This is a genomic window from Streptomyces sp. NPDC107454 (genome assembly GCF_055582885.1).
In genome coordinates this window covers 274,776-287,766 of sequence record NZ_JBVJPA010000016.1, presented here as the reverse complement: position 1 = coordinate 287,766, position 12,991 = coordinate 274,776, and the positions used below count along the sequence as shown (strand labels likewise).

At 68.0% G+C, this 12,991-nt stretch carries 13 protein-coding genes and 1 tRNA gene; 5 read left to right on the top strand and 9 right to left on the bottom strand.

Annotated features, from left to right (window positions below; genetic code table 11):
- Nucleotides 1-130: 130 nt before the first annotated feature.
- Entirely contained in the window at nucleotides 131-2,131 is a 2,001-nt protein-coding gene (gene pknB, locus ACZ69M_RS37365; protein ID WP_470057014.1) for a Stk1 family PASTA domain-containing Ser/Thr kinase, read from the top strand.
- A 117-nt stretch (nucleotides 2,132-2,248) separates the two neighbouring features.
- Here pknB and ACZ69M_RS37360 read toward each other — a convergent pair whose 3' ends face one another.
- The 6 genes from ACZ69M_RS37360 to ACZ69M_RS37335 all read right to left on the bottom strand — a co-directional run bounded on the left by ACZ69M_RS37360 (nucleotide 2,249) and on the right by ACZ69M_RS37335 (nucleotide 6,748).
- Nucleotides 2,249-3,001, bottom strand: a complete 753-nt coding sequence (locus tag ACZ69M_RS37360; RefSeq protein WP_470057012.1) for a class E sortase — start codon at nucleotides 2,999-3,001, stop codon at nucleotides 2,249-2,251.
- A 62-nt stretch (nucleotides 3,002-3,063) separates the two neighbouring features.
- A complete protein-coding gene (locus ACZ69M_RS37355) occupies nucleotides 3,064-4,335 on the bottom strand; it encodes a class E sortase (RefSeq protein ID WP_470057010.1) in 1,272 nt (423 codons plus the stop codon).
- Nucleotides 4,332-4,970 carry an aminodeoxychorismate/anthranilate synthase component II gene (locus tag ACZ69M_RS37350; protein WP_470057008.1) on the bottom strand — a complete coding sequence of 213 codons (639 nt, stop codon included), beginning with the start codon at nucleotides 4,968-4,970 and terminating at the stop codon, nucleotides 4,332-4,334. Before ACZ69M_RS37350 ends, ACZ69M_RS37355 begins: the two co-directional genes overlap by 4 nt.
- On the bottom strand, nucleotides 4,967-5,128 hold the full coding sequence (locus ACZ69M_RS37345; protein WP_165854063.1) for a hypothetical protein: 162 nt from the start codon (nucleotides 5,126-5,128) through the stop codon (nucleotides 4,967-4,969). Before ACZ69M_RS37345 ends, ACZ69M_RS37350 begins: the two co-directional genes overlap by 4 nt.
- Nucleotides 5,129-5,201: 73 nt before the next feature.
- The gene (locus tag ACZ69M_RS37340) at nucleotides 5,202-5,933 is read right to left on the bottom strand and encodes a class E sortase (RefSeq protein ID WP_470057052.1); all 732 of its coding nucleotides are present in this window, start codon (nucleotides 5,931-5,933) and stop codon (nucleotides 5,202-5,204) included.
- Nucleotides 5,934-5,968: 35 nt separating this feature from the next.
- Nucleotides 5,969-6,748, bottom strand: coding sequence for a DUF881 domain-containing protein (locus tag ACZ69M_RS37335; RefSeq protein WP_470057006.1), 780 nt, complete (start codon nucleotides 6,746-6,748; stop codon nucleotides 5,969-5,971).
- A gap of 142 nt (nucleotides 6,749-6,890) precedes the next feature.
- Between ACZ69M_RS37335 and crgA the strand changes: the two genes are divergently transcribed.
- Nucleotides 6,891-7,145: a cell division protein CrgA gene (gene crgA / locus ACZ69M_RS37330; RefSeq protein ID WP_054236413.1), complete on the top strand. Its 255-nt coding sequence runs from the start codon at nucleotides 6,891-6,893 to the stop codon at nucleotides 7,143-7,145.
- Nucleotides 7,146-7,410: 265 nt separating this feature from the next.
- Here crgA and ACZ69M_RS37325 read toward each other — a convergent pair whose 3' ends face one another.
- Together ACZ69M_RS37325 and ACZ69M_RS37320 are read right to left on the bottom strand one after the other, a co-directional pair.
- Nucleotides 7,411-8,322, bottom strand: a complete 912-nt coding sequence (locus ACZ69M_RS37325; RefSeq protein ID WP_067376627.1) for a rhomboid family intramembrane serine protease — start codon at nucleotides 8,320-8,322, stop codon at nucleotides 7,411-7,413.
- A 110-nt stretch (nucleotides 8,323-8,432) separates the two neighbouring features.
- Nucleotides 8,433-8,966, bottom strand: a complete 534-nt coding sequence (locus ACZ69M_RS37320) for a peptidylprolyl isomerase (protein ID WP_470057004.1) — start codon at nucleotides 8,964-8,966, stop codon at nucleotides 8,433-8,435.
- 311 nt (nucleotides 8,967-9,277) lie between these two features.
- Here ACZ69M_RS37320 and ACZ69M_RS37315 point away from each other — a divergent pair, with 311 nt between their 5' ends.
- Complete coding sequence (locus ACZ69M_RS37315) at nucleotides 9,278-9,964, top strand: DUF5324 family protein (RefSeq protein WP_470057002.1); 687 nt, start codon at nucleotides 9,278-9,280, stop codon at nucleotides 9,962-9,964.
- A 418-nt stretch (nucleotides 9,965-10,382) separates the two neighbouring features.
- Here the strand turns inward: ACZ69M_RS37315 and ACZ69M_RS37310 are convergent.
- A tRNA-Ala gene (locus ACZ69M_RS37310) sits at nucleotides 10,383-10,455 on the bottom strand.
- A 182-nt stretch (nucleotides 10,456-10,637) separates the two neighbouring features.
- Between ACZ69M_RS37310 and ACZ69M_RS37305 the strand changes: the two genes are divergently transcribed.
- The gene (locus ACZ69M_RS37305) at nucleotides 10,638-11,186 is read left to right on the top strand and encodes a DNA-binding protein (protein WP_067376635.1); all 549 of its coding nucleotides are present in this window, start codon (nucleotides 10,638-10,640) and stop codon (nucleotides 11,184-11,186) included.
- Between the two features lie 132 nt (nucleotides 11,187-11,318).
- Nucleotides 11,319-12,953 carry a serine/threonine-protein kinase gene (locus ACZ69M_RS37300; protein WP_470057000.1) on the top strand — a complete coding sequence of 545 codons (1,635 nt, stop codon included), beginning with the start codon at nucleotides 11,319-11,321 and terminating at the stop codon, nucleotides 12,951-12,953.
- Nucleotides 12,954-12,991: the final 38 nt, after the last annotated feature.

Sequence of the window (12,991 nt, the reverse complement as noted above, 5' to 3'; positions counted from 1 at the left end):
CCGGTCCTGTATCGGGTGACGGGCTTGGCCAGGTCACAGAAGCCGAGCCGGGTACGGTATGCCCGGACGGCACACCGCCGGACCACACATGCGTGCGGTCGGGACCGACGGAGAGGGCTGGTAGGTAGCTATGGAAGAGCCGCGTCGCCTCGGCGGCCGGTACGAGCTGGGCCAGGTGCTCGGCCGTGGTGGCATGGCGGAGGTACATCTCGCCCATGACACCCGGCTCGGCCGCACCGTGGCGGTGAAGACGCTGCGAGCCGACCTCGCACGCGATCCGTCGTTCCAGGCCCGGTTCCGCCGGGAGGCCCAGTCGGCCGCCTCGCTCAACCATCCCGCGATCGTCGCCGTGTACGACACGGGTGAGGACTACATCGAGGGCATCTCCATCCCGTACATCGTGATGGAGTACGTCGATGGGTCCACGCTGCGCGAGCTGCTGCACTCGGGCCGCAGACTGCTCCCCGAGCGGTCCATGGAGATGACCATCGGCATCCTCCAGGCCCTCGAGTACTCCCACCGCGCCGGAATCGTCCACCGTGACATCAAGCCGGCCAACGTCATGCTGACGCGCAACGGCCAGGTCAAGGTCATGGACTTCGGCATCGCCCGCGCCATGGGCGACTCCGGCATGACGATGACGCAGACCGCCGCGGTCATCGGCACCGCCCAGTACCTCTCTCCGGAGCAGGCGAAGGGCGAGCAGGTCGACGCGCGCTCGGACCTCTATTCGACCGGCTGCCTCCTCTACGAGCTGCTGACCGTGCGTCCGCCCTTCGTGGGCGACTCCCCGGTCGCGGTCGCGTACCAGCACGTACGCGAGGAGCCGCAGCCGCCGTCGGTCTTCGACCCCGAGATCACGCCCGAGATGGACGCGATCGTCCTGAAGGCCCTGGTCAAGGACCCGGACTACCGCTATCAGTCCGCCGACGAGATGCGCCAGGACATCGAGGCCTGCCTCGACGGCCAGCCCGTCGCCGCCACGGCCGCCATGGGCTCCGTGGGCTACGGCGGCTACCCGGACGACCAGGCCACCACGGCGCTGCGCTCCACGGACGCCCAGGCCACGTCCATGCTGCCCCCGATGAACCCGGACGACGGCGGCTACGGCTACAACAACTACGACGACCGCCCGGACCGTCGCCGCCAGCAGAAGAAGTCGAACACCTCGACGATCTTGCTGGTCGTGGCGGGTGTGCTGGTCCTGGTCGGCGCGATCCTCATCGGAAAGTGGATCTTCAGCGACAGCGGGGTGAGCAACAACACGGTCTCCGTCCCCAACCTCGTCAGCCAGTCGCAGAAGGACGCCACCCAGCTGGCCACCAACGCCGAGCTGAAGGTTTCGATCACCAATAAGCCCTGTGAGGACGAGAAAAAGGGCAACGTCTGCTCCCAGGACCCGAAGGCGGGCGTGAAGGCCACCAAGGGCGACACCATCACCCTGGTGGTGTCCACGGGGGCGCCGAAGGTCGCGGTGCCGAACGTCATCGACAAGGACATCGACACGGCAACGGCGCAGCTGCAGCAGAAGGGCTTCGAGGTCAAGACGAAGCCGACCGAGTCCACGCAGAACCCGGGTACCGTCCTCAGCCAGAATCCTGATCCTGGCACCGAATTGGAGAAGGGCAACACCGTCACACTGGAAGTGGCCAAGGCTGTCGCGAAGGCCACGGTCCCGGACGTGACCGGCAAGTCCTGTGAAGAAGCCAAGGCGCTGATGACGGCCAACAACCTGGTCGGCAACTGCAACGACATCGACGTGACCGACCCGAACCAGGCCGGCAAGGTCGTCTCGACCATTCCGGCGATCGGCAGCCAGGCCGACAAGAACTCCAACGTCAACATCCAGGTCGGCAAGGCGCAGAACCAGCAGGTCACGGTTCCGACTCTGACCCAGATGTCGCTCAAGGATGCCAAGAAGGCAATCCAGGATGCGGGGCTGACGGTGGGCAACATCACCGGTTCCCAGGACGACAACGCGATCGTCTTCAACCAGGATCCGCAGCCCAACAGCTCGGTCGCCCAGGGCACCGCCGTCAACCTGGTCGCCGTCCAGAGCGGCAACGGCAACAACAACGGCGGTAACAACAACGGCGGCACCAACTTCTTCGGCGGCCTCACCGGAGGCTGACGCAGCGGTTGAAACAGCGGTCGAACGAACTGTGCCCCGCCCAGGAATCCTCCCGGGCGGGGCACAGTTCGTTCGGGTTCGGTGTCGAGCCCGGTCGAGTCGTTCGACCGGCCCGCCTCAGCCCAGTTCCTTCGGCGGCGTGCGCGCGCTGTCCACCTTGTCCACGCGCTCCAGCTCGCCCCACACGATGTAGCGGTACTCCGACGTGTACACCGGCGTGCAGGTCGTCAGGGTGATGTAGTGGCCCGGCTTCGTCTTGCCCGACTGCTTCGGGACCGGCTGGAGGACCTTGACGTTGTACTTCGAGGTCTCCGGGAGGATCGAGAAGACCTTGTAGACGTACCAGTCGTCCTTGGTCTCGAAGACGATCGGGTCGCCCTTCTTTATCTTGTCGATGTTGTGGAACTTGGCGCCGTGGCCGTCGCGGTGGGCGGCGAGCGTGAAGTTGCCCGTCTTGTCGGTCATCGGCAGCGTCGCCTTGACGGGGTCGATGTAGTAGCCGGCGACGCCGTCGTTGAGGACCTTCGTGGAGGTGCCCTTCTCGACCAGCACCTCGCCGTTCTTCATGGACGGAACGTGCAGGAAGCCGATGCCGCCGTTGGTGTCCAGGGCGCCGGGGCCGCTCTTGTCCTGCGCCCAGGTGTCGCGGACCTTGTCACCCTGCTTGTCGGCCTTGCGGTCCGCGACGACGTTCGTCCACCACAGCGAGTAGACGACGAACAGGGCGAGCACCAGGCCCGCGGTGATGAGGAGTTCACCCAGGATGCTGACCGCCATCGCGATCCGGCTCACTCCACGACGCTTCGGAGCGGCCCCTTCGGCGTCGGCGTCGGCCTCGGCACGCTCGTCGTGGTCGGTCCTCGCTGCCACTGTGCATCTGCCCCGTCTGGTCTGTCTCAGGTTGTCTCACGTGCTGGTGCCCGACGGGGCTCCTACCCGAGGAGCGCGTCCGGCTTGCCCTTGCTGCGCGGGCGTTCCTCGACCATCTTGCCCCACACGATCATGCGGTACGTGCTGGTGAATTCCGGCGTGCAGGTGGTCAGTGTGATGTAGCGGCCCGGCGCCTTGAAACCGGACCCCTGGGGGATCGGGTCCAGCACCTTCGTGTTCGACGGGGACGTCACCGGCAGGATCGACGTCATCTTGTAGACGAAGTAGTCGTCCTGGGTCTCGACCACGATGGAGTCGCCGGGCTTGAGCCGGTTGATGTACCGGAACGGCTCTCCGTGCGTATTGCGGTGCCCCGCGAGACCGAAGTTGCCGGTCTTGGCGTCCGGCATCGCCGTCTTCAGGGCTCCCTCGCCGTAGTGACCCACCATTCCGCGGTCGAGGACCTTCGTCTTGCTGGTGCCCTCGGCGATCGGAGCGACCACGTCCAGCTTCGGGATGTGCAGGATGGCGAAACCCTGTCCCGGCTCGAACGTCCCCGGACTCCGCTTGCCGCTCGCCCAGTCCTCCTGGAGGTGGTGCGCGGCACTTCCCGCCTGCTGGTGTGCCCGCACGTTCGACCACCACAACTGGTAGGTCACGAACAGCAGCATCAGGACGCCGGTGGTGATGAACACCTCGCCGATCAACCGGCTGACGAGCACGGCCGCACCGGGCTTCTGTGCGCGCGCCGCCCGCCGGGCCTGAACACGGCTCAGCGGCGCCTCAGCGGCCTTCTCCGCCTTCTCCACCGACTCCTGGGCACCCTGCGGCTCCTGGGGCTCCTGAGCCCCTCCGTGGCGCCCGTGGCGCCGCGCCGCCTTGCGCCGCGCCGCACGACCCCCGAGAGCGGGCATCCCCTCGTTCCTGGCGCGACCCGCCAACTGCTCAGCCCTGCGCCGCGCCTCGGAGACCTCCGAGGCCCGCAGCGCCACGGTCTCGTCGTCCAGCTTCGGCGCCGCGACGACCGGTTCGGCGTACCCGGGCATGGGTCTGGTGAGCGGTTCGCCGTAGGCGGGAGCAGGATCCTGCGCACCCCCCGACGCCCCCTGCCAGTCGCGCGCGTACCCCTCGGGGCCGTCCACGGCGTACTGGTGCTGCCCCTGCCCCGACCACTCCTGGCCCGGCAGCGGATCGGTGAGCGGATCCGTGAGCTGCTCGACCGCGGCCTCGAACGCGCCGGGTCCCCCGTACGGCTGCTGCCCGTACGAGGACCCGTCGTCTCCGGTGCCGCCATAGGCGGCGCCGGACTCGCGCTCGGGGCGCAGGGCGGTCACGCCGTGGCCCTGCCCACCACCGGGGCGAGCCCCACCGACCTCGCCACGGCACCCTGGTCGCCGCACTCCACCAGCCAGTTGGCGAGCATCCGGTGACCGTGCTCGGTCAGCACCGACTCGGGATGGAACTGCACACCCTCGACCGGGAGTTCACGGTGGCGCAGCCCCATGATGATCCCGTCGTGGGTACGGGCCGTGACCTCCAGCTCGGCCGGCACGGTCTCCGGCTCGGCGGCCAGCGAGTGGTAGCGGGTCGCGGTGAAGGGGGACGGCAGTCCGGCGAAGACACCTCTGCCCTCGTGCTCCACCAACGACGTCTTGCCGTGCAGCAGCTCGGGCGCCCGGTCCACGACACCGCCGTACGCCACCTGCATCGACTGCATGCCGAGGCAGACGCCGAAGACGGGGACACCCTTGTCCGCACAGTGGCGGACCATGTCGACGCAGACGCCGGCCTGCTCGGGAGCGCCGGGGCCGGGTGACAGCAGTACGCCGTCGAATCCGTCCTGGGCGTGCGCGGTCGAGACCTCGTCGTTGCGCAGCACCTCGCACTCGGCGCCGAGCTGGTACAGGTACTGGACCAGGTTGAAAACGAAGCTGTCGTAGTTGTCGACGACGAGAATCCGCGCGCTCACTGGTTGTTCACCGTCACATCGTTGAAGGGGAGCAGCGGTTCGGCCCACGGGAAGACGTACTGGAAGAGTACGTAGACCACCGCGAGGACGAGCACGAGTGAGATCAGCGCCTTCACCCATGCGTTACCCGGCAAATGCCGCCAGATGAAGCCGTACATGCTGTCCCTTCCGTCGCATCACGGCACCAGAGCCACGCCCTACACCATCGGACCCACGCCGTACGGGACCAGACTAACGGCGTAGCGCCTGAGGTTTCCCGGCCTCCACGGGCTGCGTGGAATCCAGGTGAGCCCAGACGATCAGCCGATGGCTGTGTCCCCACTCCGGATCGCACGTGGTCAGCGTGAGATAGCGGCCCGGAGCCGTGTACCCGGACTTACGTGGCACAGGATCGATCACCTCAACGTCCGTGGGCACTGTTTTGTAGGGGCCTTTGTCGATCCGATACGTGAACCAGGTCGTCCCGTCGGTCAGCACCACCGCGTCCCCCCTGCGCAGCTGGGGAAAGTCCTTGAACGGGTCGCCGTACGTGCGCCGGTGTCCCGCGACGGCGAAGTTCCCCTCCTGCCCGAGCTGGGCCGTCCCCCGGTAATGCCCGAGCCCCTTCTGCAGGACGCTCGTGCCGGTGCCTTCGAGTACGGGCTTGTTCCACGTGAAACCAAGACGGGGGATGTACATCACCGCGAACGGCTTGCCGTAGGCGTAGGGGCCCGGGGCCTTCGGGCTCTCGGCCGTGCTCGCCGTCGGCGTCTTCGGGTTCCCGGTGGCCGGGGTGGTCGGGGGCGCCTTCGACTGCTGCGCGACCGATCCCTTCGACCACTGCTTCTGGAGCTGGTCGATCTGGTGGTTCATCTCGCTGTCGGCCTTCACGCCCGTCCAGAACAGGACGTAGACCACGAAGAGCACGATGAGCGTGCCGATGGTGATGCACAGTTCGCTCACTGTCCGGACGAGCACTCGCACCGACACGGGACCCCCAGCGGCAGCTGCTTCAGCCACTACTCCACAGGTTTTGCGTAGTGGAGATCCACTGTGCCCGAGTAGCCGGGAAGAGTCACCGTCCCGTTCTCCTCGACTTTCCAGCCGAGCCCGTAGACGTTGACGTACACCATGTAGTTCTGGATCGCCGGAGAGTCGGCGAGGGACTTCTGGAGCTTCTGGGGGTCACCGATCGCGGTGATCTTGTACGGGGGTGAGTAGACCCGGCCCTGGAGGATCAGGGTGTTTCCGACACAGCGCACGGCGCTGGTGGAGATCAGCCGCTGGTCCATCACCTTGATGCCCTGGGCGCCACCCAGCCACAGGGCGTTCACCACCGCTTGCAGGTCCTGCTGGTGGATGACCAGGTAATCGGGCTGCGGCTCGGGATAGCCGGGCAGCTTGGCCGTGGCGTTCGGCGGCGCGTCGTTGAGAGTGACCGTGACGGCCTTGCCCTTGAGTTTCTGGGTGCCGGTGTTCTTCTCCAGCGCGGCGAGCTTGGCGGTGTCGGCCTTGCTGCCGCCGTTCTCCCGCCCGGCGAGCGTGTCGACCTCGTCACGCAGGACGCCGTTGGACTCGTCCAGCGACGCGTTCTTGTGGCTGCGCTCCTGGATGAGGTCGGAGAGTTTCAGCAATGACGCGTCCGTGCGGATATTGGTGCCCTTGGCCGTGTTGAAGCTGGTGAAGAAAATCAGCCCGGCGAGCGCGAAGACGGCGACGGTGAGTACACGTACGGGCCGGAAACGGCGCGTAACGGCAGGACTGGAACCTGTCCCGGGGGAGTCGGCAGAATTGCTCAACGTACCCTTATCTCCTTCGGCGCCGCGGAAGCACTACGCTAACGGACGCCCGGGGGAGCGCTCAGTGTCCCCTTGTACGCTGCCCCGGAGCCCGCCCCAGTTCCCTGCGCGGCCACGCAGCGCATCGACAGGAGAGACCCTCGTGCCGAAGTCACGTATCCGCAAGAAGGCCGACTACACGCCGCCCCCGGCGAAGCAGGCGACCAACATCAAGCTGACCAGCCGTGGCTGGGTCGCACCGGTCATGCTGGCCATGTTCCTCATCGGCCTCGCCTGGATCGTCATCTTCTATGTGACGGACGGCTCGCTGCCCATCGACGCCCTCGGCAACTGGAACATCGTGGTCGGCTTCGGCTTCATCGCGGCGGGATTCGGCGTCTCCACGCAGTGGAAGTAGCTCTGCCCAGGGTTATCCACTGAGTTATCCACAAGAGTTTTCCACAGGTGGAAAAAGAACGACGATCTGTGGATAACTCATCCGGGGTTGACGCCGGTGTGACTGACCTACCGGGATCCGCAAACCTGTTCGCCCCCTGTCCGACCTGCGAAAACTCGGGTCAGTGACAGGGGGCACAGCTGTTCCCACACAGCGTGCACAAGATCCGCCACGATCTGTGGACAACACCGCTCTCCAAGGCTTCTCAAGTGAGCCGAGCGGTACCTCAGGTGAGCTGAGCCGTCCTGACCAGCGTCGCGACGACCACCGCGGCCAGGACCACGGCACACACCCCGTACTGGATCAGGGTCCGCCGCTCGCGCGGGGCGTGGACCATCGCGTAGCCGACGACGACACCGCCGACGAGTCCGCCGATGTGGGCCTGCCAGGCGATGTTGCTCCACCCGAACGTGAAGATCAGGTTGATCACCAGCAGCGCGATCACGGGGCGCATGTCGTAGTTGAGCCGGCGCATCAGGACGGCGGTCGCGCCGAAGAGGCCGAAGATCGCGCCGGAGGCGCCCAGCGAGGGCTGGTTCGGCGCGGCGACGAGGTAGGTGAGCGCGCTGCCCGCGAGGCCCGACACGAAGTAGAGGGCGAGATAGCGGGCACGGCCGAGGGCCGCTTCCAGGGGGCCGCCGATCCACCACAGGCTGAGCATGTTGAACAGGATGTGGATATAGCTGCCGTGCAGGAACATCGCCGTCAGCATGCGGTACCACTGGCCCTCCGCCACGCCCTCGACCGAGCCGAGCAGCGGGACGTACGCGCGGCCGATGAGGTCGAAACGGTCGGTGAAGCGGTCGCCCAGCGACAGCTGGACCAGGAAGACGGCGAGGTTGAGCCCGATCAGGATCTTGGTGAGGAGCCGGGGGTCCGCGGTGACGGTGCCGCCCGCGAGAGTGCGGGGCTGCGAGGCCGACGGCGCGTGGCCCGTACCGGAGCCGGCGCGGACGCACTCGGGGCACTGGAAGCCCACGGAGGCACTGATCATGCACTCGGGGCAGATGGGGCGCTCGCAGCGGGTGCAGCGCACGCCCGTTTCACGATCCGGATGCCGGTAGCAGGTGGGCAGAGCCTGGGCGTCCTGATGCCCCTGGTCCTGCGGGCCCTGCGGGTTGCCTGGCGCCTGGTCCATGGGGTCCCCTCAATCCGGTCGTACGCAATGCACCGCCCCGCCCATCCTTACGGATGAGCGGGGCGTTTGGTTCCCTGCGGGAGCCCTCGGGACCTTCGGGTCCTTGGGTCTTAGCCCTTGCGGGTCTCGACGACGACCGACTCGATGACGACGTCGTTGACCGGGCGGTCGGTGCGCGGGTTGGTCTGGGTGCCCGCGATGGCGTCCACGACCTTCTGGCTGGCCGCGTTGGTGACCTCGCCGAAGATGGTGTGCTTGCGGGTCAGCCAGGCCGTCGGAGAGACGGTGATGAAGAACTGCGAGCCGTTGGTACCGGGGCCGGCGTTGGCCATGGCCAGCAGGTACGGCTTGTCGAAGGCGAGCTCCGGGTGGAATTCGTCCTCGAACTGGTAACCGGGGCCGCCGGTGCCGTTGCCCAGCGGGTCACCGCCCTGGATCATGAATCCGCTGATCACCCGGTGGAAGACCGTGCCGTCGTAGAGCTTGTCGGTGGACTTCGCACCCGTCTCCGGGTTGATCCACTCACGCTCGCCCGTGGCGAGTTCGACGAAATTCCGGACCGTCTTGGGCGCGTGATTCGGCAGAAGCCGGACTTCGATGTCGCCTTGGTTGGTCTTCAGGGTGGCGTAAAGCTGCTCGGCCACGATCTGCCTTCCGTTGCCTTCTTTGACCCCCCGATCCTCGCACGGACCGGGCCGCGCGTCGCTCGGCCACCACCTCCGAGCGAATATCCGAGGTCGCCCTTGCGGAAATCGCGTCGAGTCCTTGCGTGCACGGGACGCGAGGCGGCGATCCGTGGCATTGTCGGCGACAAGCTCCTGTTGCCCCGTATGCCCTATCTCGCATGCCTCGCGACCCCTCGGGGGGCATGATCTCGAACAGGGCGGAAAGGTGAACCGTGCCCCCTTTGGGGTACTCGAACGCCCACGTACGCCACCGAGGAGGAGGAAAACCCGTGACCCGCATTGACAGCGTGCGCGCCGCGACCGGCTCGGCGAAGGACAGCGTGCTGCACGCCGCGGAAGTGGTGGCGCCTTACGCCGACACGGCCAAGGACCGGGCCTCGTACTACGCGAACGAGGCACTCGTACGGCTCGCGCCCAAGGTGTCGCTGGCCGCAGAGCAGGCCCGCGTCCAGTACGGCGCCCATCTCGCGCCGCGCCTTGAACAGGCCCGTACGCATGTGCCGCCGAAGGTCGACCAGGCCGCCGTCCGTACCCGGCTGGCGGCCGTGCAGGCCGCCGAGTACACCAGGCCGAGGATCGAGCAGGCGGTGGCCGCGGCCCAGCCTGTACGTGAGGAGGCCGCGTCACGCGGCGTGGCGGCGATCGCCGCGCTGCGCGGACAGATCTCGCCCCAGGAGATCCAGAGACTGGTCCGCAAGCACGAGCGGCGCGCGAAGGCCGGCCGCGTCGCCAAGGGGCTGCTCGTTCTGGGAATTCTCGCGGGCGGCGCCTTCGCCGCCTGGAAGTGGTGGGACAAGCAGGCCAACCCCGACTGGCTGGTCGAGCCGCCCGCCGCGACGGAAGTGCCCGAGACGGGCCGCCTGTCCTCGGTCGACGGCACCGGCCTGTCCGACCTGGACCCCGAGGTCCAGGCCAAGCAGGCCGAGGAGGAGGCGGACCGCGACGACCGCCGCTGACCCTGGACCAGGGAGACGAGCCCTGAGCAAGGGCAACAACATCGCCGTGGGGCAGGAGACTTGAGCTCCTCCTCCCCCACGGCGATGTTTCACGTGGAACCGGCGGACCGATTTACGTCTTCCGCCACGATGACGTTTGCAACGACCGATGCTCACAACATCCGCACAGATCCTCTTCACCCTGTGCATTGCCATGATTACGCATATCTGCCTACAGCAGCTCACGGGATGCTTCGACCGCGGCACAGACCGCCCCCGTGTCACGTCGGCCACCACTGGAGCGCCATCGGCGCCCGCACGCAAGCCGACCGTTTGCGCAAACAACTGCAACGACTGCGAAGTCTGCTGCGTGACTCAAGTCACCGGAAAAACAAGAACCGGCCAGCCGCCGCGAAGGGCGTCTGACCGGTCCGGGATGTGGAGCCTAGGGGAGTCGAACCCCTGACATCTGCCATGCAAAGACAGCGCTCTACCAACTGAGCTAAGGCCCCGGAAGACAGGCGTCCGGCCGGTGGAATCGGGTACCGGAGGGCGCCGCAGACCAGAGTACCGGGTCACCCCCGGGATCTCGCAAAAAGATTGGGGGTCCCCGTGGGCGACCACTCTCCGTAAGATGCTCGACGTGGTTCGCGACAGCGAACCGCCGTATTTGGGGAAGCGATGGGGAGACGCAATGGACGCTGCACAGCAGGAAGCAACCGCAAGAGCCCAAGAGCTGCAGCGGAACTGGTACGGAGAGCCGTTGGGGGCGCTCTTCCGTAGGCTCATCGAGGATCTGGGCCTCAACCAGGCGCGTCTTGCCGGGGTGCTGGGACTTTCCGCACCCATGCTGTCGCAGTTGATGAGCGGTCAGCGTGCCAAGATCGGCAATCCCGCGGTGGTCCAGCGCGTGCAGCTGTTGCAGGACCTGGCGGGGCAGGTCGCGGACGGCAGCGTCAGCGCCGCCGAGGCGACCGAGCGCATGGACGAGATCAAGAAGTCGCAAGGGGGCTCGGTGCTCAGCAACACCACGCAGTCGACGAGCAGTTCAGGTGCGCCCACGGTGAAGCGGGTGGTCCGCGAGATCCAGTCGCTGCTGCGCTCCGTGGCAGCCGCGGGCGACATCATCGACGCTGCCGACACCCTCGCCCCGACCCACCCGGAACTGGCAGAGTTCCTCCGGGTGTACGGCGCCGGCCGCACCTCCGACGCGGTAGCCCACTACCAGTCGCACCAGAGCTGAGCCGGCGGCCCGGCAGCCGCACACCCGGCGCCGGGGGCTCAGGACGCCGTCCGGCTCCGTATCTCGGGCCGCCGGACGTCTCAACGGGGGGCCTGCGCCGGACCGACCGCCGAAGGGGAGCAACGCACGACCATGGGTGAGGTCTTCGCCGGACGCTACGAACTGGTCGACCCGATCGGCCACGGGGGAGTCGGTGCGGTCTGGCGCGCCTGGGACCAGCGGCGGCGCCGTTATGTGGCCGCCAAGGTGCTCCAGCAGAGCGACGCACACGCGCTGCTGCGCTTCGTACGGGAGCAGGCGATGCGGATCGATCACCCACATGTGCTCGCGCCCGCCAGCTGGGCCGCCGACGACGACAAGGTCCTGTTCACCATGGACCTGGTGGCCGGGGGCTCCCTGGTCCACCTGGTCAACGACTACGGCCCGCTGCCGCCGTCGTTCGTCTGCACCCTGCTCGACCAGCTCCTCTCGGGAGTCGCCGCGGTCCACGCGGAGGGCGTCGTGCACCGCGACATCAAGCCCGCCAACATCCTGCTCGAAGCCACCGGTACCACCCGTCCACGGCTGCGGCTGTCCGATTTCGGCATCGCGATGCGCCTGGGTGAGCCACGGCTGACCGAGACCAACTACGTGGTGGGAACGCCCGGTTACTTCGCTCCCGAGCAGATGATGGGCGCCGAGCCGGACTTCCCCGCCGATCTGTTCGCCGTCGGGCTGGTCGCCCTCTACCTTCTCGAAGGGGCCAGACCCGATGCCAAGGCCCTGATCGAGTACTTCGCGGAGAACGGCACACCGGCCGCTCCTCAGAGCATCCCCGAGCCGCTGTGGCAGGTCGTGGCCACGCTGCTGCAGCCGGACCCGCGCGCACGGTTCCGCACCGCGACCGGGGCACGCAAGGCGCTGGCCTCCGCCGCCGAGCTGCTGCCCGAGCCCGGCCCCGACGACGAGCTGGTCGAGGTCTTCGACCAACTCGGTCCGCTTCCCCCGGGGTTCGGCCCGGAAGGGCCGCTCAGCGCGCCCGCGCCACGCGCCGCGGAGAACGCGGCTTCATGGTCCAACTCTGCCTCCGACACCGGCTCCGGCACCGGGACCGGCACCGGCCCCGACTCCGCGACCGGCTTCGGCACCACGTCCGGCACGGCTTCCGGCGCTGCCTCCGGTGCAGGCACCGGTTCCGGCCCCCACGACTCGGGGCCGTGGCGTCACGATTCCGGGGCGCTGTCCCGGGATCCCGTCTCCGGGGCCGCGTGGGCGGATCGTTCCTCCGGGGGCGTATGGCCTGCGTCCGACTCGGGCGGCGTACGACACGAGGCCGCCCACGGCCCCGGCTCCGTACGACACGAGCCCGCGCCCGGCGCCGTACCGCCGCGTCCCGCGCCCGGGGCCGCGCCCCCGCAGCCCGCGCCCGGTTCCGTACCACCGCGCCCCGCGCCCGACGCCACACCCCCGCAGCCGTCCACGATGTCGGACACCGGCAGCTTCCACCTGCCGCCGCCGCAGCCACGGCCCCAGTCCTTGTGGCAGCACGATCAGCCCCCCACTCCCCCCACCTCGGTCGTGCTGCCGGTGACGCCCCCCACCGATGCCCTGCCGTTCGACCACACGCCCGTGCAGCCGCCCTCCCCAATACGGCCCGCGGATCCGAGCACCGCGACTCGTCATCACGCGCAGCCCCGCCCTGGACCGCCCGCGAAGGTGGCCGTCCCGGTGCTGCTCCTCGCGCTGGCCTGTTTCGCGGTGGGCTTCTGGGCGCTGACCCAGATCTGAGCTGCGGCGCCCGTAAACCCTGTCCCCCCCTTGATGGG

Bases quoted from the DNA above. Each gene is read 5' to 3' on its own strand.
- pknB (WP_470057014.1), top strand. From the start codon at position 131: ATGGAAGAGCCGCGTCGCCTCGGCGGCCGGTACGAGCTGGGCCAGGTG.
- ACZ69M_RS37345 (WP_165854063.1), bottom strand. From the start codon at position 5,128: ATGTACGGCTTCATCTGGCGGCATTTGCCGGGTAACGCATGGGTGAAG.
- ACZ69M_RS37325 (WP_067376627.1), bottom strand. From the start codon at position 8,322: ATGGACCAGGCGCCAGGCAACCCGCAGGGCCCGCAGGACCAGGGGCAT.
- ACZ69M_RS37305 (WP_067376635.1), top strand. From the start codon at position 10,638: ATGGACGCTGCACAGCAGGAAGCAACCGCAAGAGCCCAAGAGCTGCAG.
- ACZ69M_RS37300 (WP_470057000.1), top strand. From the start codon at position 11,319: ATGGGTGAGGTCTTCGCCGGACGCTACGAACTGGTCGACCCGATCGGC.